15 protein-coding genes are annotated in these 22,482 nt (G+C 41.8%); 10 read left to right on the top strand and 5 right to left on the bottom strand.

What is annotated here, in order from left to right:
* Positions 1 to 360 precede the first annotated feature (360 nt).
* The 5 genes from ABIO93_RS28705 to ABIO93_RS28685 all read right to left on the bottom strand — a co-directional run bounded on the left by ABIO93_RS28705 (position 361) and on the right by ABIO93_RS28685 (position 8,791).
* Positions 361 to 2,016, bottom strand: coding sequence for a T9SS type A sorting domain-containing protein (locus ABIO93_RS28705; RefSeq protein WP_348073458.1), 1,656 nt, complete (start codon positions 2,014 to 2,016; stop codon positions 361 to 363).
* Between the two features lie 53 nt (positions 2,017 to 2,069).
* Positions 2,070 to 3,662, bottom strand: coding sequence for a T9SS type A sorting domain-containing protein (locus ABIO93_RS28700; protein WP_348073457.1), 1,593 nt, complete (start codon positions 3,660 to 3,662; stop codon positions 2,070 to 2,072).
* 188 nt (positions 3,663 to 3,850) lie between these two features.
* On the bottom strand, positions 3,851 to 5,941 hold the full coding sequence (locus tag ABIO93_RS28695) for a prolyl oligopeptidase family serine peptidase (RefSeq protein WP_348073456.1): 2,091 nt from the start codon (positions 5,939 to 5,941) through the stop codon (positions 3,851 to 3,853).
* Between the two features lie 36 nt (positions 5,942 to 5,977).
* Positions 5,978 to 7,864, bottom strand: a complete 1,887-nt coding sequence (locus ABIO93_RS28690; RefSeq protein ID WP_348073455.1) for a CocE/NonD family hydrolase — start codon at positions 7,862 to 7,864, stop codon at positions 5,978 to 5,980.
* A 9-nt stretch (positions 7,865 to 7,873) separates the two neighbouring features.
* Entirely contained in the window at positions 7,874 to 8,791 is a 918-nt protein-coding gene (locus ABIO93_RS28685; RefSeq protein ID WP_348073454.1) for a PE-PGRS family protein, read from the bottom strand.
* Between the two features lie 92 nt (positions 8,792 to 8,883).
* Here ABIO93_RS28685 and aspS point away from each other — a divergent pair, with 92 nt between their 5' ends.
* From aspS to ABIO93_RS28635, 10 genes are all read left to right on the top strand, one after another.
* Positions 8,884 to 10,641 carry an aspartate--tRNA ligase gene (aspS, locus tag ABIO93_RS28680; protein ID WP_348073453.1) on the top strand — a complete coding sequence of 586 codons (1,758 nt, stop codon included), beginning with the start codon at positions 8,884 to 8,886 and terminating at the stop codon, positions 10,639 to 10,641.
* 143 nt (positions 10,642 to 10,784) lie between these two features.
* Positions 10,785 to 13,190, top strand: coding sequence for an SLBB domain-containing protein (locus tag ABIO93_RS28675; protein ID WP_348073452.1), 2,406 nt, complete (start codon positions 10,785 to 10,787; stop codon positions 13,188 to 13,190).
* Positions 13,191 to 13,192: 2 nt separating this feature from the next.
* Complete coding sequence (locus ABIO93_RS28670; protein WP_348073451.1) at positions 13,193 to 14,242, top strand: Wzz/FepE/Etk N-terminal domain-containing protein; 1,050 nt, start codon at positions 13,193 to 13,195, stop codon at positions 14,240 to 14,242.
* Between the two features lie 101 nt (positions 14,243 to 14,343).
* Positions 14,344 to 15,114 (top strand): glucose-1-phosphate cytidylyltransferase, encoded by a 771-nt coding sequence (rfbF, locus tag ABIO93_RS28665; RefSeq protein ID WP_348073450.1) that lies wholly within the window; start codon positions 14,344 to 14,346, stop codon positions 15,112 to 15,114.
* 9 nt (positions 15,115 to 15,123) lie between these two features.
* Complete coding sequence (gene rfbG / locus ABIO93_RS28660) at positions 15,124 to 16,203, top strand: CDP-glucose 4,6-dehydratase (protein WP_348073449.1); 1,080 nt, start codon at positions 15,124 to 15,126, stop codon at positions 16,201 to 16,203.
* Positions 16,196 to 17,125, top strand: coding sequence for an NAD-dependent epimerase/dehydratase (locus ABIO93_RS28655; RefSeq protein WP_348073448.1), 930 nt, complete (start codon positions 16,196 to 16,198; stop codon positions 17,123 to 17,125). The genes rfbG and ABIO93_RS28655 overlap by 8 nt, the downstream gene beginning before the upstream one ends.
* Positions 17,122 to 18,846, top strand: coding sequence for a thiamine pyrophosphate-binding protein (locus ABIO93_RS28650; protein ID WP_348073447.1), 1,725 nt, complete (start codon positions 17,122 to 17,124; stop codon positions 18,844 to 18,846). Before ABIO93_RS28655 ends, ABIO93_RS28650 begins: the two co-directional genes overlap by 4 nt.
* Before the next feature lie 47 nt (positions 18,847 to 18,893).
* The gene (rfbH, locus tag ABIO93_RS28645; RefSeq protein ID WP_348073446.1) at positions 18,894 to 20,213 is read left to right on the top strand and encodes a lipopolysaccharide biosynthesis protein RfbH; all 1,320 of its coding nucleotides are present in this window, start codon (positions 18,894 to 18,896) and stop codon (positions 20,211 to 20,213) included.
* 4 nt (positions 20,214 to 20,217) lie between these two features.
* On the top strand, positions 20,218 to 21,132 hold the full coding sequence (locus ABIO93_RS28640; protein WP_348073445.1) for a glycosyltransferase: 915 nt from the start codon (positions 20,218 to 20,220) through the stop codon (positions 21,130 to 21,132).
* Complete coding sequence (locus ABIO93_RS28635) at positions 21,102 to 22,415, top strand: oligosaccharide flippase family protein (protein WP_348073444.1); 1,314 nt, start codon at positions 21,102 to 21,104, stop codon at positions 22,413 to 22,415. Before ABIO93_RS28640 ends, ABIO93_RS28635 begins: the two co-directional genes overlap by 31 nt.
* Positions 22,416 to 22,482: the final 67 nt, after the last annotated feature.

The following is a 22,482-nucleotide window of genomic DNA, read 5'->3' as shown; positions in this document are numbered from 1 at the left end:
CTTTATCCTTTGAAAACACGGGAATTTATTGGTTAAATATTTGAATGTCAGATACTTAAATATACCAATATTTTCCCTGTTTTTATAAAAAATGATTAAATTTCTTATCCCGAACTCACGTTAATTATCACTTTTTGAGGTATAACGATCTTATTTCCAGAAAGGATTTGATCCGACAAATACTACTCTGAAACCTTGTTACAAGATTAGAAAACTTAGCTATACGCACCGTCCTGTTGTGTCCTGCATGTAGAAATAAATTGAGATTTAATGTGAGATTTGAAAGTTTGCACAAAATGAAATGGTCCGAACAATACTAGTTATGTTCAGACCATTTCAAGACGTTTTTACCTTAGTCGGTTACCTTTGAATTACGATTTTTTTTATTTTGTCCCCTATTTTGATTGTATAGATGCCGTTTGTCAGACTTTCCATCTCCACATTTCCCTTTGCGTCTGTAAATTGTTTGGACACCAATATACCGTTTTGACTAAAAATGGATACGTATTCACAATTCCGCAATCCGGAAATGGTCAATTGATTTTGTGCAGGATTGGGATAAATACTGATTTCGACGGCAGCCTGCTTCACCATTATGATTTTCGAATACTCAAACTCGCCGTTGTAGCGGTCCGCCGCGCGGTCCAGCTGCTTCAGTCTGTAGTAAGTAATTCTGTGCGGCTGCAAATCTGTGAAATGGTAGATCCTGTCTTCCTCCGTATCGCCATTGCCATCCACGAAACCGATTTTTTCGAACGTTCGGGCATCAGCGCTTTTTTCGATTTCAAAACCAGCATTATTGGTTTCCGAGGTAGTTTTCCAGGTGAGGTGATTTTTGCCGGTATCCTGCTTTCCCTGAAAATAGACAAGTGTGACGGGAAGTGCTGTAACGTTATAAGTGGCGCTTGTCAGCGTAAGTCCGGTGGCAATACTATTGGTAACCACTACCTTATAAATGCCAAAGCCCCAGATTTCAGCATTGAAAAATTTGTCACCTACATTGGTTTCGATTAAACTATTATTCCGGTACCATTTGTATGTATTGTTTGCCACTGTACCGCCCGCCTCCACAAACAAAACCCCGCCCGGTCCCGATGATCCGCTAGTGCTAAGCGGAAAAACTCCCTGCATTGGAAGTAATGCCTGATTGCTGTAATAATCCAGACGGCTGATATTTGCTTCTATTCCGGCGAAGGTGAAAGAGTTATTCGAAATATTCACGTTTGCAGAAACAGGCATTCCTGATAGGTTCGGGATTGTTCCGCCTAATTTTCCAAATTCAGTTTCTCTCAGCCAACCATCATACCTTATGTCTAAAACAGTCAATTTGCTCAAACTTCCAAACGAGGATGGAATGTTGCCACTGAAATTATTATTTGCTAAATCAAGAAATTCCAAATTGCCCAAATTGCCAAGTTCTGGCGGGATATTCCCACTTAAATTTTGTGATGACAGATCCAGATGCTTTAAGTTAACCAAATTTCCAAACTCAGACGGAATACTACCAATCAATTTCCCATATGGGTCAAACCCTGAATCAATTGCAATAAATCTTAAATCGAGATATGACAATTGAAATAAATTGCCAATGCTGGAAGGTATAGACCCCGTAAAATGATTACCGCTCAAATCAAGGTGTTCCAGCTTCGTAAGATTCCCCAACTGAGCAGGTATTGCGCCGCCAAGTAATCCATCAGGGATGGCGATATCTTGGTCAAACTTTGTTTTGAGTGATTTCAGTTCTGAAAGTCCCCCTATCTCAGCGGGCAAATAGCCACTTATACTATTATTAGACAAATCTAATTCCGTCACCCGGCCACTTGTACAAGTAACTCCATACCACCCGCAAGGATTATCGCCAGGCAAACCTGGCACAACCCACCCTGTATTAGACCACCAGTTCGCTCCATTTGTGGCATTATACAATGCAACCAAAGCCAGTCGGTCACCTTCCAATGATTGTGAAAACACCTCAAATGAAAAGAAAGAGGCAATAGCAAGTAAAAAATATTTCATGGCTCTGCTTAGATTATGTTTTCAAGAGGAATAGAGGTACTTACTTCCAATTGTTATTGTTCAATCAAAATTTTCTTTGTCTCACCACCAATTTGAATTAAATATAATCCATTTGAAAGGTTACTGGTCGTAACCCGCTGATTAGGAAGTACTTTTTGCTTCAAAAGAATTCTTCCTTCGGTATTTCGAACCACCATATCTTCTTCTTTCTCCAAGCCGCTCACCAGCATGTGGCTTTTCGCAGGATTGGGATAGATACTGAACTTTGCACGCTCGCCTTTCAAAGATATAATCCGGGAATATTCAAAAGTACTGTCGTAATCCAGTTGTTTCAATCGGTAGTAAGTGATTTCCAAAGGTTCCAGATCGGTAAAATGGTAGATCTTGTCTTCCTCAGTATCGCCATTGCCGTCAATGAAACCGATTTTCTGGAAAGTCTTTCCGTCTACGCTTTTTTCTATTTCAAAACCAGCATTATTGGTTTCGGAGGTAGTTTTCCAGGTAAGTTGATTTTCGCCAGTATCCTGCTTTCCCTGAAAATAGACAAGCGTTACGGGAAGCGATATAACGTTATAATTGGTACTTGTCAGGGTAAGTCCGGTTGCAATGCTATTGGTGACCGTCACGAAATAAACGCCCGGATCAGTGACTTGAAAATGATTATCACCGATGATGGTGGCTTCCAACACCGGCGGAGTACCAAATACGGTGGATTCCTTGTACCACTTAAACGTATTGTTTGCAGTGGTCCCTCCGGCTTCTACATACAACTTTCCACCTTGCATATAAATAGGGATTTGGGCTTGCAAGGAGTAAGAATCAATCTTATTCGCGTTTGTTTCCAAACCGTCAAATGTAAAAGCATTGTAATTGATCGACACGACTGCAGAAGTAGGTATTTCTGATAAATCCGGTATCGGACCGGTTAGTTTGTCGGCCGGTCCCCATTCACAACAAATAGGACCTCTTAAACCCAGGTATTCTAAATTGACAAGATTCCCAATCTCCGCGGGAATAGTTCCTGTAAATTTCTGAGCGCTCAGATCTAGATATTTAAGGTTAACCAGATTACCCAATTCCTTTGGAATATTACCAGTAATAGCCCCCTGATATTGCAGGTCATTTCCTTTATAACTCAGATCCAGATAAGTCAGTTTAATTAAATTCCCAAGACTGGCAGGCAGCGGGCCCGTCATAGGCATTGGCCCACCCCACATGTACTCGTCTGTACCACCACTCAAATCCAAATGTTCAAGATTAGTAAGATTTCCAATTTCTGTGGGAATCGGCCCGTAAGGCCCGGTATAATAATCAGCGCGACGCGCGTTTGTGGCAAGCAAAGTCCATCCCAAAATCAATGTCTTCAGCTGGTTCAGATCACCTATCTCAGCCGGTATATTCCCGTTTAGACCACAAGAATTGAGACTCAATCCGGTCACTCTGCCACCTTCGCAGGTTACGCCATACCAGCCGCAGGGATTCGTTCCAGGCAAACTTGCAGGGCTCCAACCCGATTGCTCGGCCCAATTTATTCCGTCGGTGGCATTATATAGCACAATCAGCGCTAGCCGGTCACCTTCCAATGATCCCTGACCAAACGTTTTCAATGAAAAGAGAGAGGCAATTGCAAGTAAAAAATATTTCATAAGCTCCTGATATTGAGGTTAAAAAACAGAATCTTAATGATAATGGTAGATGAGATTTAACAGCACCTTCGCCACCGGCAAGGTTTGAGGGCTTTGCAGTGTTAAGATTTTCAATTTGCGGTTACATATTTACAAATAATTTTGTAAAATATACATTTCAAATTGGATTTATTCAGTAATCATAGCCATCACTCCCAAGCTAACCCCACATTCCAAAACAAAAACGCATAAATATCCGTCTGTGTCTCCAATGCCTTTTTTGTATTGACGGCTCCGTGGCCGGAGTTGGTGTCAATGCGGATTAGTAGTGGGTTTGTAGATGTAGCACCTGCTTTTCCTTGCAATTCAGCGGCATATTTGAATGAATGCGCCGGTACCACTCGGTCGTCGTGGTCGGCGGTGGTGATCATGGTGGCCGGGTAGCTGCCATTTTCTTTGATGTTGTGTAATGGCGAGTATGCATAAAGGACTTTGAATTCCTCAGCATTATCACTGCTGCCGTAGTCGGCGATCCAGTTCCAGCCAATTGTGAATTTGTGAAAACGCAACATATCCATTACCCCAACAGCTGGTAATGCTACCTTGAAAAGCTCCGGCCGCTGGTTCATCACAGTTCCAACCAGCAAACCGCCATTAGAACCTCCCTGAATCGCTAGGTATGCCGGTGATGTGTATTTTTCTTGGATCAAAAACTCGGCTGCTGCGATGAAATCGTCAAACACATTCTGCTTCTTCAATTTCATTCCTTGCTCATGCCAAGCTTCTCCATACTCGCTCCCGCCGCGAAGGTTGGCTTGTACAAACACTCCACCCTGATCGAAAAACGGAATACGGGTAGAACTGAAAGAGGGTGGCAAGCTAACATTGAAGCCGCCATAGCCATACAAAATGGTTGGGTTTTGACCATTCAGACTAAGCCCTTTGTTATGAGTAATGAATGCAGGAATTGGGGTTCCGTCTTTGCTTGCATAAAAGACTTGCGTTGTAACATAATCTTCCGGTTCGAAAGACACTTCCGGTGCGCGGAATATGGTACTGGTTTTTTGAAGTATATCGTATTTAAAAATCGTAGGCGGGTAATTGAAGGAGGTATAGGTGTAAAACACAAATGTGTCATCCTTTTCTCCCCCAAAACCGCTGGCTGAACCCAGCCCTGGCAATTTCACCTCATCTTCCTGTTTTCCGTTAAAATCATACAGATACGTCCGTGTAGTAACGTCTTTCAGATAAGCCACAAATAATTTACCACCAGCCGCCCCGACGCCTTGCATCGGCTCAGGCTTCTCAGGGATAATCACTTTCCAGGTTTTTGATCCTGACTCGAACAGCACTACCTTACTATTCGGCGCATGCTCATTGGTTTCAATCAAAAAGTCCTCTCCAATGTTTTCGATAACGCCGTAACTGAAATCGGTGATCTCCTCCTGAATAGCCTTGAAACTTGAAGCTCCTCTTTTCAATGCCCAAAGACCATTGCCATCCTTCCCTTTTCCCCGGTCGCTCACACTCAAAATGGCATATCCCTCATCTTCGGTAGTGCCTACCGTATGAAAACGCTGCGGACTGGCCGCATCTTCAAAAATAAGTGTGTCCTCCTCCTGGCTAGTGCCAACTTTGTGATAGTAAACCTGGTGGTTTTCATTTTTCGCAGCCAGCGCGCTACCGTCCGGCTTAGGGTAACGACTGTAATAAAAACCGTCGCCCTGCCACGCTGCCCCGGAGATTTTCACCCATTCTACTTGATCAGGCAACATCGCAAGTGATGCCATATCCATCACATTATATTCCTGCCAGTCCGAGCCGCCCTTGGAAAAACCTAATACCGCATGAGATCCGTCTTTTGACAAACTGAAAACAGTAAGTCGGGTGGTACCATCCGCAGATAGTCTGTTAGGATCGAGCACGATCTCAGGCGCTCCGTCTAATCCTTTTTGGCGGTATAAAACTGCCTGATTCTGCAAACCATCGTTTTTATAGAAATAGAAATACTCCCCTTTTTTCGACGGCGCAGAATATTTCGGATAGTTAAATGCTTTTTCCAGATCAGAAAAAATCCGTTGTCTGAACGGGATTTTTTCGAGGTAATCAAACGTAACCTCATTCTGGGCCTTCACCCAGGCTGCTGTTTCGTCCGAACGGTCATCTTCCAGCCAGCGATATGGATCAGGGACTTCTATGCCGTGGTACTCGTCCGTATGATCTATTTTGTTAGTTAATGGGTATGTTATTTTTTGAGCAGAACCGTCCCCAGACAGCACAGAAGCACTATTCACATTCATCAGAAAAACTTTAAAATTCTTAAATAATGGTCTTCGCTATTTGATCACATCAACTTCCAGCGCGCTGGCAGCATTCAACTGGTGGTAGACGGTCTGTTTGACAGTAGTGAAGTCGGAGTCCTGTGCTTTGTAAATATTCTCCACGTATTTCTGAGGATTTCTGTCAAAAAGCGGGAATGCAGTACTTTGAACCTGAATCATGATTTTATGACCTTTTTTGAAAGTGTGCAAAACATCCTGCAAACGAAATTGAATGTCGGTGATTTTGCCTGCTACCAATGCTTCTGGCTTTTCAAAACTATTCCGGAACCTCGCCCGCATGATCTCGCTTCGTACCATTTGCTGGTAACCCGCCAGTACCGTCTTGGCATCAGGCATAAAGTCGTGGTTCTTTTCATCGCCCGGATATACGTCGATTAATTTGACAAAAAAATCTGCATCGGTGCCGGTGCTGCTGATTTTCAATAATGCATTGATCTCCCCACCCAGCGTAATATCCTGATCCAGCACATCTGTTTCAAATACCAATACATCAGATCTCGTGGCAGCAAAGCGCTGGTCTTCCGACATATATTCGAAAGGCGTAAAACCGGACATCTGCTTGTAATTGGCCGTATAAGGAACAGGTTTTAACGGATCGCTGACGTAGTCGCTAACTGATTTGCCTTCTTTGGGCGCATTAAAATCCAGCTTCCCGTTCGAATGGAAATACAGTTTTTTCTTTTCAACAGAGGCTACCGGCCATTTATCGAAAGTCTTCCACTCTTTTTTACCGGTATCAAACAAATATGCTTCCGGCAAACCTGTTTTGCCATCGCCTGCCTCCTTTAAAAAGTGCTTGAAAAATTTCGCCTCAATGTTATTCTGGTAAAATGTCGCTATGCTATCCCCAAAATAAATGTCGTTGTGTAAAGTATGACCCGTTTCCCGACTCCATCGTCCATGTCCAAATGGTCCTACCACAATCGTATTGTAAGCCGAAGGATTATTTTTCTCGATCGTTTTGTAAGTATTCAATGGGCCGTACAGATCTTCTGCATCAAACCATCCACCTACCGTCATAAATGCATGCTTAATGCCCTTTAAATGCGGTAGAATGTCTCTTTTCTTCCAAAATTCATCTTTGTTCGGATGATCGACAGTTTCCTTCCAGAAGAAGTTTTTGGAATAATAGCGATCAAAGTTTTTAAGAGAACCCATATTAAGGTTAAATGCAAAACCGTCAGGCTCAGGCTTGATCATATCACCCGCAAACCATGAAGAGGTTGTGGGCTTTGCCGGTTTGATACCAAATACCGGAAATGTTAGGTAGTAGCCCTGTGTAAATGCGCCATTGTGGTGAAAATCATCAAAGAAGAAATCGGCAATCGGTGCCTGTGGCGACGATGCTTTCAATGCCGGATGCTCACAAAGTGCGCTGGCAGTGGTGTAAAACCCGGGATAGGAAATCCCCCATTGCCCTACCCTGCCATTGTTATTGGGGACATTCTTTAAAAGCCATTCAATGGTATCATACATATCGGATGCTTCATCCACATCACTTTTGCTCTTCTTCTGATCAATGTGAGGCGTCATATTCGTCCATTCACCCCCGCTCATGTAGCGCCCGCGCACATCCTGGTAGACAAAAATGAATTTGTCACGCATAAGGGTCGGGCTTGGCCCTAGTCTGGGCGGATAGTTGTCCTCACCATACGGCGCGACGCTGTAACACGTCCGCTGCATCAGAAACGGATATTTCTTTTCCCCGGAAGCGTCCTTGGGCACATATACAATGGTATGGAGCTTTACGCCGTCCCTTACCTGAATGTCATATTCAGATTTTGAATAATTTTCCCGGATAAATTTTTCGTCACCCGTATTCTGCCCATGGGCAGCACAAACGAAGAGCATCAATGCGATGCTTAGTAGATTTTTTAGCATGAGTTGATATTATTTTCTTTTGTAATAATTAAGGCTCACCGATGCGGCATTAGACCTTTCACTTAATGTATAAAAGCCATTTCCGTCAGCAGCAAAGCAAATTCCCTCACCCTGTGGTTCCAGGGCAACGAGCAGTTGTTTGGTCGCCGCTTTCATTAATGTTTGACCAACCGATTCGCCCAGCGTGCGTTTCCAATAGTAGGCTGCGAGGTATGTGCGGAGTATTATTTCGCTTCCATCTTTGGAAACACTAGCGCCGGTAACCGTGGAAACAGACGGAACACTACCTACTTTTTCAGCCACCATGGTTTCAGTAATCGATTGTGGAAATGCCAGACGGTAAATGCCTGTACTAGCGCCCTCTTTTGAAATGATAAAAATGTCCTTAGAAGCCGGATCCAGCAGTAATGCTTCCGCATCTCTGGGGCCGTCGGGGTAGCTGAAAGTCATCTTTTCAACATCACTTTGATTAAAAGCGCCATTGATATCAGTGATTTCGGGAACACGGTAAATGGTACCGGTGGAAGAAATGGGAGAATTATTGTTCCCGATATCCCCGATGTAAAGATAATTGACTCCGTTGGCCGGCCCTGGTCCAATTGCCACATCCTCCCAGTCACGGTTTGTCGTACCAGGCACATTAAATTCCTTGATCGATTTCCCATCCTTACTGATAAGATAAAGGGAGTGAGGCCGCCCCGAATCCTGATTGGTCCACAGTGAGCCGCTCATATTATAGCTAGGCGCCAGACCGGAAGCTTCATCAATAATACCGGGGGCAATGGTTACTCTTTCAGGGGTAGTTTCAAATTGATCAGAATTACCAGTATCGGGTTTCGGATCAGGATCGCAGGAACAGGTAACACAAAAAATAAGTGTGGAAAGAAGAATTCCAACCTGTCCGCCCCGCATTTTATATAATTTCATAAAAAACACTTCATGTTAGATTTGCTAAAAATACGTAGTTTTGCGCCATTTATTATCAGCCACTTTCATTATATCAGTATTAAAATAGTTATATGTTACGTACACATACCTGTGGGGAGTTAAGCTTAGAACAAGTAAATCAAGACGTTGTATTGTGTGGGTGGGTTCAGCGCGTTCGCGATAAAGGCGGCATGATCTGGCTCGATTTACGTGACCGTTATGGCTTAACACAGCTCCTTTTTGAAGAAGGAAAAACGCCCGCAGCTGTATTGGAAACTGCCCGCTCGCTGGGCCGTGAATTTGTGATTTCGGCAAAAGGCGAGGTTATTGAACGCCTTTCCAAAAACGATAAAATCGCTACTGGCGATATCGAAATACGGGTTTCAGAACTTTCCATACTCAATCCCGCGAAATTACCTCCCTTTCTGATCGAAGATGAGACTGACGGTGGTGATGACATTCGCATGAAATACCGGTATCTGGATTTACGGAGAAATTCTGTTCGTAAAAACCTTCAATTACGTCACCAGGTAGCCCGCCATACCCGCGCCTACCTTGATGACCTTGATTTTATTGAGGTTGAAACCCCGGTACTGATCAAATCAACTCCTGAGGGTGCCCGTGACTTTGTTGTCCCAAGCCGGATGAACCCGGGAGAGTTTTATGCACTTCCGCAATCACCGCAAACTTTTAAACAATTATTAATGGTAGCGGGTTTTGACCGTTACTATCAGATTGTAAAGTGCTTCCGCGATGAAGATTTGCGCGCTGACCGCCAGCCGGAGTTTACTCAGATTGACTGTGAAATGTCATTTGTGACGCAGGAAGACATTCTGAACACATTTGAAGGATTGATCAGAAACCTTTTCAGTAAGGTCAAAGGCTTTGATCTGCCGGAAGTACCGCGTATGACTTATGCCGATGCAATGAGTCTGTACGGTTCGGACAAGCCCGATATCAGGTTTGGAATGCAATTCACCGAACTCAAAGGAGAGACTATTGACCTCACATCAGGCAAAGGATTTGGTCTTTTTGATGATGCTGGACTGGTAGTGGGTATATGCGCAACTGATTGTGCGGTTTATACCCGTAAGCAGATCGATGAATTGACGGACTGGATCAAACGACCACAGATTGGTGCAAAAGGTCTGATTTATGTGAGATACAATACCGATGGATCAATCAAATCGTCCGTTGACAAGTTCTACTCCGAAGAAGATATTAAAAAATGGGTTGTGGCGTTTAATGCTAAGCCTGGTGATCTTTTGTTGATCCTTTCAGGGCAGGGCGATAAAACCCGAAAGCAGCTGAATGAGCTGAGATTGGAAATGGGTTCACGACTTGGGCTGAGAAATCCACAGGAATACAGGGCTCTTTGGGTTCTCGATTTTCCGCTTTTGGAATTTGGTGAAACTGAAAACCGCTGGTTTGCAATGCACCATCCTTTCACCAGCCCTAAACCGGAGGATATTGATCTTCTGGACAAAAACCTGGGCCTTGTGAGAGCAAATGCATACGATATGGTCATTAATGGCGTTGAAGTGGGCGGAGGCTCTGTCAGGATATTCGAGAAAGAACTTCAAAAGAAGATGTTTGGAATTTTAGGATTTTCTCAGGAAGAGGCTCAGGAACAGTTCGGTTTCTTATTGAATGCATTTGAATTCGGCGCACCTCCACACGCAGGAATCGCCTTCGGGTTTGACAGGTTGTGTTCTATTTTTGGAGGAGCAGATTCGATCCGGGACTTCATCGCATTTCCGAAAAATAATTCAGGAAGGGACGTAATGATCGATTCGCCGTCATTGATAGCAGACAGCCAACTGAAGGAGCTATCGATAAAAGTGGAATAATTAAATTTTTTATCAATTTAATATCTTTTGAAAGAATAATTTAATTAAAATAAGATTTCGTAGTTTTGACGAACTTAAATTTTATAATTTAACTCAATGGTGCCTTTACTGTGAGGGCACCATTGACTGTAATAAGACACTGCATGCATTATCATTCCTTTTCAAAGAAATACATTAAGAGTATTTTCCCCATACTTTTAATGATTGTGAGTCTTCCGGTTTTCGCACAAAACACAGCCCCGCAAACGGCTCCAACCCAGCCCACTACGCAACCTCAAGTAAATCCATCCCAGATTTCTAACACACAAGCCGTAGAATTTTATAATCAGGCGAAGGGTGCGGGTATGTCCGACATGGACATTGAGCGGGCCGCGCTCCAAAGAGGTTACACACTGGATGATATTTCTGCTGTACGACGCCGTTTGCAACAGTCTTCCAAAGACAACACTCAAAAAGATCCTAACCGGGATAAGGTTGACGACACACGTGAACAAGACGATAAGGATGAACTTGATGACGAAACCAACAACGAAAGAGATTCCACGACATTAGGCAGAGCGCGTCAGGGAAGGCTGGACAGAACTTTCGGATCTTCATTTTTTGGAAGATCAACAGTGACTTTTGAACCAAACCTAAGAATCCCCACGCCAAAAAATTATGTATTGGGTCCTGATGATGAACTGGTTGTAGACATTTATGGAAATGCCGTGGATAACTTTCGGATGAAGATCAGTCCGGAAGGAACCGTTAAGATGCTGAATCTTGCACCTGTGTATGTCAACGGTCTGACTATTGAACAAGCGAGCGAACGTATTATTAACAGATTACGGCAAGCTTACTCCACGCTCAACAGGCCTGGATCGGGAACATATTCGACCATTACACTTGGCAATGTCAGAAGTATCAGGGTAATGGTTATCGGTGAGGCAATAAGCCCTGGTAGTTATACGGTATCCTCACTTTCAACAGCTTTCAATGCACTTTATGTATCCGGAGGGCCAGGTCGTAATGGTTCCTATCGTAACATTGAAGTAATTAGAAACAACAAAATTATCCGCAAGATTGATTTGTACCGCTTCCTGGTCGATGGTGATCTGCATGACAATATTTCTCTACAAGATCAGGACATTATTTTGATCAGGCCTTACGACACGAGGGTTGAAGTGGAAGGTGAGTTAAAGAAAACCGGCATATTCGAATCGAAACCCGGGGAGACGCTCAAAGATATTTTGAAGTATGCAGGCGGATTTACGCCAGAAGCGTACACAGAATTGATTCAATATCAGCGGAATACCGGCAACAACTTCATCATCGGTAGCGTTGATTCCACCCAAGTCGGCACTTTTACTCCTAAAAATGGGGATATTTTTACGGTCAAAAGAATTCTGGAAGTAGTTGCTAACCAAGTTGAAATTCGGGGTGCAGTGACACGGCCAGGGCTATATCCGCTTGATGAACGCACGAAAACAGTAAAAGAACTCATCAACATTGCCCAAGGGATTGGCCAGAGAGCATTTTTGAACCGTGCCCTACTGGAAAGATCCAGCGGTGATACGCAAACAGGTTTGGTAGCGATTGACCTGAGAAAATTGATAAATAATGAGATCCCCGACATTGTATTGCTACCGGGCGATATCCTGACCATTAAATCGGTTGAGGATCTGAAAGAATTCACCTACCTGTCAATCGATGGCGCCGTGATCAACCCTGGTGCTTATTACTACTATAAAGACATTACCATTGCTGACCTTATTTTCCAGGCGGGAGGCTACACAGAGGGCGGGGTTCCTTATCGCATTGAAGTATCGCGCAGGGTTAAAAATGATACGACCGGGCTGCCTGATAGTCAAAATGTCCGCATTTTCACGCTCAATGTCAGTGACAATCTAATATTGAACGAGGACGACCAGAAGTTCACACTTTCTCCCTACGATATTGTTCTTGTGCGTAAATCCCCAAGATATGAGGCTCAAAAAACGGTAACAATTGCTGGTGAAGTCACATATCCTGGCACCTACACCATAGTTAACAACTTCGAACGGATTTCAGACTTGTTTCCTAAGGCAGGCGGATTGAAAAAGGAGGCGTACATTCAAGGTGCACGATTTTATCGAAATAGTGAATTGGTAGCGCTTGATTTAGCAACAATAATTAACAAGCCGAATATACCTGCGAATCTGCTTTTAGCTGATGGTGACACACTTTACGTCCCTAAGAAATCAGAAATGATAAGAATTCAGGGTGGTGTGTATAACCCATCTGTGATGAACTTTGACAAAAACTTTGATTTCAGAGAATATATATCCCAGGCAGGCGGATTTACCGAGATGGCGCGAAAAAGCAGGGCATTTGTTTCCTATCCAAACGGCCGTACTCACCGTACCACCAGATTTCTTTTCTTTCGGTCATATCCACAAGTTGAGCCAGGTTCAGTCATAACTATTCCAATAAAAGAACCTAAAAACGAGCAACCAATGTCACGTGGCGAAAGACTAGCCCTAATATCTTTATTTTCAACTTTGGCGATCACGCTAATCCGTTTCTTATAAGTATGCTTGATCAACAGAATACAAAAAAAAACGAGACCCTGGAAATCAGTATAAGGGACTTAATTAATTTTCTCAAAAAGTATTTTTTATTATTGGTGCTGGCTGGCGTGAGCTTTGCGATCATCGGTGTTTTATATAGTTTTTTGCTTACAAGAATGTTCACTGCCCAAACTGTTTTGCTACCGGAATACAGTATGTCCAATAGCAATTCCATCTTCAGTATGGCTGTGGGATCGGAAAAAGGAGGCGCAGAAAAGCTAGTCCCCGATCTCTATCCTAACATTCTTAAGAGTACTCCCTTTGGACAGTACTTATTGAAACAACCCGTTACTGATGAATCCGGCAAAAAATACGCTCGCCTCGAAGAATATTTGGGGCGCACCAATGAGGTAAGTATCATTTCAAGTATCTTATCAATATTCAAAAGCGGTAAAGCTAAATCAAGTACAAAAAGTGCTCCAATATCTTCTCCGGATATTTTAACTTTAAGCAGCGAAGAACAAGGAAAGATATCCGCCGCTATTGGTCTCGTCGGCATAAACGTTGATAATAAAAACGGCATTATCACAATAGACTGTGAAATGTCTGATCCGGTGGTGGCTGCCATTCTGGTAGAGGCAAGTAAAAAATATTTGATCAGTTACGTTGAAGAATACCGCACTTCCAAAACCTCAGATCAGGTTACATTTTTACAAGAGAGAGTGACAGAATCAAAAAGCAGACAAAACAAGGCCGAATATGCACTTCAGAGTTATCGCGATAGAAATCGTAGCTCGTATCTCAATGTTGCCCGTATAGAAGAACAACGTTTACAGGCCGATTACACATTGGCACAGTCTGTTTATTCCGACCTTGTCGTTAAATTGGAACAAGCGAAAATTAAGGTAAAAGAAGAGAAGCCTGTCTTCAAAATATTAGAGCCGGCAAAGGTACCCACTTACAAGAGCAGCCCAAAACGCCCTATTATTGCCATTATTTTCGCGGTAGCTGGTGGATTTATGGCTCTATTGTACATTATCTTCTTTAAAGAAAAATACCATTTGAAACTATAATAAATCTTTTGTGCCTAACTTTCGCACGAGAGGATAGAATGCTATTTCTCTTCATGCAAAAGATGGCTGAAAACAAAAGTCACACTATTAAATTTTATTAAATGAAAGTTGTCCTACTCGCAGGAGGCTTGGGTACACGCCTGTCTGAAGAAACGGTACTACGGCCAAAACCAATGGTTGAAATTGGCGGCAGTCCCATTCTATGGCACATCATGAAAATGTATGCGTCACATGGCTTCAATGAATTTGTGATATGCCTTGGCTACAAAGGCTATGTAATCAAAGAATACTTCGCCAATTATTTTCTTCATCAGTCGGATGTTACGTTTGACATGAAGGAAAACAAAATGGAAATTCATAACTCGCAGGCAGAGCACTGGAAAGTAACTTTGGTTGACACTGGGTTTGGAACAATGACTGGTGGCAGGGTGAAAAGAGTGCAGAAATATCTCAACAACGAGCCATTCCTGCTAACTTATGGCGATGGCGTAGGCAGTGTTGATATTAGTGAATTGGTAGACTTTCACCGCCAACGCAATAAACTCCTGACAGTAACAGCCGTACAACCATCCGGCCGCTTTGGCGCCCTTAACATTTCCGAGAGTAATAGTGTTTTATCATTCATGGAAAAACCAAAGGGAGACGGCGCTTGGATAAACGGCGGCTTTTTTGTCTGTCAGCCGGAGGTTTTGGATTACATTTCAGAAGATAGTACTATTTTTGAAAGAGAACCCTTGGAAAATATCGCGGCAGACGGACAAATGATTGCTTACAAACATAGTGGTTTTTGGAAACCAATGGACACGCTGCGGGACAAGCAAGAACTTGAGAGTTTGTGGGAAGCGGGAAATGCTCCTTGGAAAAACTGGTAAAATAGAACTATGAACTACCAACACTTAGCACATTACTATAAAAATAAACGGATTTTTATCACAGGGCACACCGGATTCAAGGGCTCTTGGCTACTTTACTGGCTCCATCTATTAGGTGCTGAGGTAAAAGGTTACTCATTAGCTCCTGAAAATGAATTTGACCTTTTTCATTCTATTAAAGGTGATGAGTTGTGCGACTCCGTTATAGCTGATGTTCGGGACAGGGATCGGATCATAGAAGAAGTACGGGCATTTGAGCCAGATTTCATATTTCATTTAGCCGCACAACCCCTGGTTCGCCTTTCCTATGACATCCCGGCCGAGACATTCGCGGTAAATGCAATCGGTACAGCTCACCTACTCGATGCCGCCCGTCTGCTTAAAAAGTCCTGTAAAGTCATTCTAATTACTACGGATAAAGTTTACGAAAATAAGGAATGGCACTATCCGTATCGTGAAAACGACCGGCTTGGCGGCTATGATCCATACAGCGCCAGTAAGGCATGTGCCGAAATGGTCATCAGTTCTTACAGAAATTCCTTTTTCAATCCGTCCGATCATGACAAACACCAAAAGGCTGTTGCAAGTGCTCGTGCAGGCAATGTAATAGGCGGAGGAGACTGGGCGAAAGATCGAATCATTCCTGACATAATTCGAGCTTTAAGTAGCGGAAACCCGGTTTCTGTGCGTAACCCAAATGCTATTCGACCGTGGCAGCATGTTCTGGAACCGCTGGGTGGTTACCTGCATCTTGGAACTAAAATGATAGATGACCCGGTAACATTTTCCGACAGCTGGAACTTTGGTCCATTGCCTGAAGATAATCTGACTGTGGAAAGTTTGGTTAAAATAGCTTTACAGGTATGGGGCGGCGGCAATTATGAGAAACCTGATTTACCTGGACAGCCACATGAAGCCGGTCTGCTCAAATTAGATATTAGTAAAACTGTAAATGTATTGGATTGGAAGCCCAGATACGACGCCGCCACAGCTATTACAAAGACACTCAGCTGGTATAGTGAATATGAAAGTAACAGGTCAATGGAGTCATATACTAAAAGCCAAATAATGGAATTTATGTATGCCTAATAACAGAGTATTCATCACCGGAGCGGCGGGATTTATTGGTTCACATATTACAGAACATCTTTTAGCTCAGGGATTTAAGGTAATGGCCCTGAAAAGAAACAGTTCAAATCTGTGGAGATGTGATGATTTTAGAGATTCAATCCATTGGCTAGCTAATGAAGATTGGAAGGAACAGGTTATCAAGTTTAAACCTGATACTATCATTCATCTTGCGTGGAATGGCATTAGTCCCACAGAGAGAGAGGATTTTGAAAAACAATTCTTCAACTTACAATTACTTTTTGATTTAATTGATATAGGAAAAACAGTATCTATTAAAAAGTTTATCGCCTTTGGTTCACAGGCAGAATATGGATCTATTGAAGGTAGAATTAGTGAAGCCACTCAGCCAGCCCCTTTCAATGCCTATGGTGTTGCGAAGCTAGCAGCTCAGAAATCCTTGGAGATTTCCTGTGCTAAAAGCGGAATTCATTGGTATTGGCTAAGGATTTATTCCGTTTTTGGTCCAAAAGAGAATACAAACTGGTTCATTCCAATGATAATTACCAATCTGTTAATGGATGAAGAGTGTAAGCTAACAGGATGTGAACAGTTGTATGATTATCTTTATGTTAAAGATCTGGCAAAAATGGTTTTAGCCATCGTCAATAAGGATGGGAATCATTCCGGGGTTTACAATCTGTCCTCTAACCATTCCAGATCCTTAAAATCTATTGTTGATGATATAAATGAGATTATAAACTCCAAGTCAACGATTTCATTTGGTGCAGTTCCTTATCGGCCCAACCAATCTATGCATATAGAAGGTAATAGTGATCTTTATGATAAGACCTTCGGCGAACGTCCCGCTGCTAATATCAATTCAGCACTTAAAGATACTATTGCATATTATTCGAGTTTGCCTAACAGAGAAAATCAATGAAAGTATCAGACTATATCGCGGCATTTATTCATAAACAAGGAATCAATGTCGTTTTTGAAATGGCAGGTGGAATGATCACGCACATGCTTGACTCTATTGCAGCATACAATGAGATTAAAATTGTAAGTATGCACCATGAACAAGCGGCATCTTTTGCGGCTGATGCTTATGGTCGTGTAACGGGGAGACCTGGTGTTGCATTAGCGACCTCGGGCCCGGGAGCAACAAATCTGTTAACGGGTATTGGAAGCTGCTATTTTGATTCTTCCCCCGCTGTTTTTATTACTGGACAAGTAAATCTTCATGAACAAAAAGGAGATCGTAGTATAAGGCAATTAGGTTTCCAGGAAACGGATATTGCCTCAATGGCAGAGCCAATTACAAAAGCCGTATACCGTATCACGGACGCTTCTCAAATCAAACAAGTATTTGAGGAGGCATTTCTAGTGTCTATTAGTGGCCGTCCAGGTCCTGTTCTTATCGATATTCCAATGAATATTCAGAGAGCCGAAATTGATGTTGATCAAATACTTTACATTGAAAAGGAATTCACGGCTCCCTCCGTAAAAACGAACCATCAGGAAATATTCGATCGCATCATGGCGGCCACCAAACCTGTAATTCTCGCAGGAGGTGGAATAAGATCGTCAGGAGCAGGGCCATTGTTCACGGAATTCATAGAAAAGACCCAATTGCCAGTGATCACCTCGCTGTTAGGGATTGATGTATTGCCCAGAACCGATGAACATAATGTGGGGTTTTTAGGATCCTATGGAAACAGATGGGCCAACTTGGCTGTTGGTGAATCAGATCTTATCCTAGTTTTAGGTAGCCGTTTGGATATCCGTCAGACCGGTGCCGATACTAATTTTTTCAAGTCAAAAACAATAATTCATGTCGATTGCGAAATCGGGGAATTAAACAATCGGATAGATAATTGCTACATTATCAATGATGATCTAATCCATTTTCTTCAAGAATCACTCAACTTTATCCGCACAACCAATATCACTATTGAATGTTCAGGTTGGAAGGCAAGAATCAACACTTTAAAAATTAGCTGGCCAGACATTAATGAGCTTCCATCCGTCAAGGGAATTAATCCGAACATCTTCATGCACAAGCTGTCTGCAAATGCAGAAAGTATTTCTGCATGGATTGCCGATGTTGGTAACCACCAGATGTGGGCAGCTCAATCATTGGAGCTAGTCGAAGGACAACGTTTCTTAACATCCGGAGGGATGGGGGCCATGGGTTTTGCTTTACCAGCAGCAATTGGGGCCTGTTTTGCATCGAATAAGCCTGTTGTGGTTATCGCAGGTGACGGAGGTTTCCAACTTAACATACAAGAATTGCAGACTATTTTCAGAAATAATTTGCAAGTCAAAATGATTGTAATAAATAACAATAACCTAGGAATGATCCGTCAATTCCAAGACAGTTATTTTAATTCACGTTATCAGTCTACATTCTGGGGTTATTCCGCTCCCGACTTTGCAAAAGTAGCAACGGCCTATGGAATCGAATCTCTGACAATTTCCCGGGACGACGAGATTGCAACTGCGATAGAGTGGTTTCTAACAGATGATCAGGAGCTTAAACCGAAACTTTTACAAGTAATAGTGGATTCATACGCCAACGCATATCCCAAAATTGCTTTTGGAAAACCCTTAACTGAAATGGAACCGTTTGCACAACCAATTGCAATGGAGAGTACCTAAAACTAGAAAATTATAGTGAAGTAGTAATTCTTTTTAAAGTCATCTAAATGGAACAATCACAATTCAATAATATTGACAGTAGTTTAATTGAAAAATTACTTCCCACTCTAAGGAAAAATACCACCAGAGAAATAATTGCCGGCAGAGACTACATTCCTGTTACTGGTAAAATAATAGATGAAAACGACTTGTTATTGGGTATCGACTCGATGATGGATGGGTGGCTTACCACCGGTCGGTTCGGTAAAAAATTCGAATTTCAGTTTGCGAAATATTTTGGATCCAAATTTTCTGTTTTGGTAAACTCGGGATCCTCAGCAAATCTTTGTGCATTCTACGCACTAACTTCTCCCAAATTAGGTAAACGCCAGATTAAACCGGGAGATGAGGTAATCACTGTTGCGGCAGGTTTTCCTACCACAGTTAATCCCCTAATTCAGTACGGAGCTATTCCCGTTTTTATTGATGTAGATATCCCAACTTACAACATCAAGTCAGAATTGATTGAGCAAGCTGTCACAAGCAAAACCAAGGCGATAATGATTGCTCACAGCCTTGGCAATCCTTTTAACCTGGATACTGTGATGGAAATAGCAAAGAAATACAATTTATGGGTAATTGAAGACGATTGCGATTCTTTGGGAGCAACATACAGAGACCGAAAAACGGGCACTTTCGGTGATTTGGCGACGGTTTCATTTTATCCTGCTCACCACATTACGATGGGTGAAGGAGGTGCAATACTTATCAATAATCCTAAACTTAAAATGATAGTAGAAAGCTTTCGCGATTGGGGTAGAGATTGTTACTGCGAAACCGGTAAAGATAACACCTGCCGTAAGCGCTTCGAATGGCAACTTGGTGATCTGCCTTTTGGGTACGATCATAAATATACCTATTCGCACATTGGTTTTAATTTGAAGGTTACCGATATGCAGGCTGCAATCGGATTGAGTCAACTACAGAAAGCCGATACATTTGTAGCCCGACGAAGAGAAAACCATAAGCTACTTTATGCAGCCCTCAAACCCTTTGAAGAGCATTTAATTTTGCATGAAGCCACCCCACACAGCAATCCAAGTTGGTTCGGCTTCATGATAACGATTAGAGAAAGCAGTAATATCGACAGGAGTAATTTGACTCAATACCTGGAAGAAAATAAAATCGGAACGCGTCTATTGTTTGCAGGTAACCTGCTACGTCAACCAGCCTACAAAGGGATAGAACATAGAGTTGTGGGCGATTTAACAAATACCGATATAATTATGACAAACTCTTTCTGGCTGGGTGTCTGGCCCGGATTAAATGAGACACATTACTCATATATTCAAGAAGTAATAGCAAAATACATAAGTATAAATTTGTAATTCAATGTGTGCAAAATCAAGAATTGGAGTTGCAATACCTACCTACAATAGAGAAAATTATCTTAGGATATTACTAAATACAATTCCCGACAATGTCGAAGTGGTAATCAGCGATAACGGAAATGGCTGCTCTATTGAATTTAAAGAGGAGTTCAAAAATCGTAAATTCATTGGCACCGATCATGTTATTGCTCCACTAGAGAACTGGAATAACGCTGCAAGCAATCTGGACACTGAATGGATTTGTTTAGCCTGCGACGACGATATTTTTTTTGAAAATGCATTCAGTGAATTCAATTCATATCAAGAGAAATATCCAGACGCCGAAATGATCATCTTTGGGCACAAAAATATAGATGAACAAGGAAAAGAAATAAATTCCTGGAAAATAGATACGCTGAGAGTTCTGGATTCACCAGAGGGTTACGAGATTTTCAAGTATGGTGTAGATGCGAGGATTATTGGAGTATTCTTTAAAAAGGATTTATACAATAGGATTGGTAAGTTCGACGAAACATTTAAGGTCACCGCCTCGGATAGTGACTTTATTCAACTTGCATTGCTTAATTGCAAGTCAGTATTTGTGCCTGAAGTAACAGTTGGCTACCGAATTTGGGAAAAAAGCTCAACAGAACAAACCATCGCAACAAAGGAATGGATGTATGAGGTATTTTACTGGCAATCAAAGGTAGCAGCAGAATTAAAAAAAACAAATTATAGCAATTACGAAATCAGAAAAAATACCAACGAGGTAATCGCGAGAAATCTTGTCGGAGGTCTGAGCTCTTTAAAAAGGCAAAACAACGATATTTGGAATTCATTCAAATTTCTCCTTCATTTCAGATATCCGTTTTTTGCTACTATCAAAACTCAATTAAGGATAGTATCATGCTTATTAAAAACCGCATTAAAAGTGTAGGAAGGGCTGGAAAATCATTGTCGATCTCATTCATCAGTCAAATTACGACATCGATCGTCAGTTTTATAATGGTACCACTACTCATTCAGTACCTAAGCAGGGATAATTACGGATTATGGGTAACCTTAATTTCACTAGTTAGTTGGATTCTCTCATCTGATTTTGGAATAGGATATGGTTTCCGTAATCGGGTAACCGAATATTTAGCCGATCATGACAAAATTAAATTGAATGGTTATTTTAAGAATACATTCCAATATTATCTTATCATCACTTTTTTCATTATAGCATTTTTCATTTACGTCCTGAATACTAATCCGATTCTCAGTAAATATAAGTTGTTGTCACTAATTATTTACCTACCCTATATCGTATACTTCCCTTTTAGCATTAGTAACCAGATTCTACAAGGTTTGCGATATGTGCATTTAACTGCTCTAATAAATTTGTTTAGAGCATTGCTATGGGCGGCATTCGTAATCTGTGTTATTACATTAAGCAAGAAAAGCAATTTATTCAATATCGCGATTGGGTATAGTGTTGTCAATTCAATTGTGAATGCCGTTGCTGTATATCTTGCATTTACAAAATCACAAATTACTATTCCAAACTTTAAGAGCTTACTAGCATTACCGATAATTGATAAGACCTTAGTAACAGGTCTTAAATTTTTCATTTTACAAATTAGCTCACTTTTACTATTCTCTATGGGCAATTATTACGTGTATTCAAACCTGACACCCAATGATACCGCTCACTACGACACGATAAATAAAATTTATACCCTATATATGACCTTTTTCAATATGATCATCTCAGTATTCTGGTCTGAAATTGTTTTTCAGAAAGCCACTGGGAATTTTGAGAAACTAAGGGTAACGTATAAAAAGTTACTAGCTATATCAGTAGTAGTTTCACTTGGATCTTTTTTAATCGTATTTGCTGCCCCATTTCTCATTTCATTCTGGACAAACAATAAAATTGTCGTGAGGGCAAAGGATTGTCTTCCCTTTTCATTCTTGGTATCGGTTCAATCTGTTGCTTACGCCGGCGCCGTGTTCCTGAATGCATTTGAGAAGGTCATGCCTCAGGTCATTCTTGCAGTGATCAGTACTGCGTTAGTTTACCCCTTAATACAGCTTGGTTTCAAGCATAATACGGGGTTAGGCACCGTTCCGCTGGTATCCGGTATCCTAACCTTACCCGCATTAGTTATCTGCCACCTCTTCGCTTTACGTTTAATAAAGTCTGATATCCCCCACCCGGTAGGAAATTCCATCTGAATTTTCGCCATTTAAAATTTATGTTAAATTAAGACAACTCTATTCACAATACTATGGTAAATCTAAT

It is taken from the genome of Dyadobacter sp., from assembly GCF_039919315.1.
GTDB lineage: Bacteria > Bacteroidota > Bacteroidia > Cytophagales > Spirosomataceae > Dyadobacter.
Note: the sequence above shows the minus strand (reverse complement) of the source record. Positions and strands in the feature narration are given on the sequence as shown.

Coding starts and splice junctions, on each gene's coding strand:
- ABIO93_RS28705 (WP_348073458.1), bottom strand. CDS start 2,016: ATGAAATATTTTTTACTTGCTATTGCCTCTTTCTTTTCATTTGAGGTG.
- ABIO93_RS28700 (WP_348073457.1), bottom strand. CDS start 3,662: ATGAAATATTTTTTACTTGCAATTGCCTCTCTCTTTTCATTGAAAACG.
- ABIO93_RS28695 (WP_348073456.1), bottom strand. CDS start 5,941: ATGAATGTGAATAGTGCTTCTGTGCTGTCTGGGGACGGTTCTGCTCAA.
- ABIO93_RS28690 (WP_348073455.1), bottom strand. CDS start 7,864: ATGCTAAAAAATCTACTAAGCATCGCATTGATGCTCTTCGTTTGTGCT.
- ABIO93_RS28685 (WP_348073454.1), bottom strand. CDS start 8,791: ATGAAATTATATAAAATGCGGGGCGGACAGGTTGGAATTCTTCTTTCC.
- aspS (WP_348073453.1), top strand. CDS start 8,884: ATGTTACGTACACATACCTGTGGGGAGTTAAGCTTAGAACAAGTAAAT.
- ABIO93_RS28675 (WP_348073452.1), top strand. CDS start 10,785: ATGCATTATCATTCCTTTTCAAAGAAATACATTAAGAGTATTTTCCCC.
- ABIO93_RS28670 (WP_348073451.1), top strand. CDS start 13,193: ATGCTTGATCAACAGAATACAAAAAAAAACGAGACCCTGGAAATCAGT.
- rfbF (WP_348073450.1), top strand. CDS start 14,344: ATGAAAGTTGTCCTACTCGCAGGAGGCTTGGGTACACGCCTGTCTGAA.
- rfbG (WP_348073449.1), top strand. CDS start 15,124: ATGAACTACCAACACTTAGCACATTACTATAAAAATAAACGGATTTTT.
- ABIO93_RS28655 (WP_348073448.1), top strand. CDS start 16,196: ATGCCTAATAACAGAGTATTCATCACCGGAGCGGCGGGATTTATTGGT.
- ABIO93_RS28650 (WP_348073447.1), top strand. CDS start 17,122: ATGAAAGTATCAGACTATATCGCGGCATTTATTCATAAACAAGGAATC.
- rfbH (WP_348073446.1), top strand. CDS start 18,894: ATGGAACAATCACAATTCAATAATATTGACAGTAGTTTAATTGAAAAA.
- ABIO93_RS28640 (WP_348073445.1), top strand. CDS start 20,218: ATGTGTGCAAAATCAAGAATTGGAGTTGCAATACCTACCTACAATAGA.
- ABIO93_RS28635 (WP_348073444.1), top strand. CDS start 21,102: ATGCTTATTAAAAACCGCATTAAAAGTGTAGGAAGGGCTGGAAAATCA.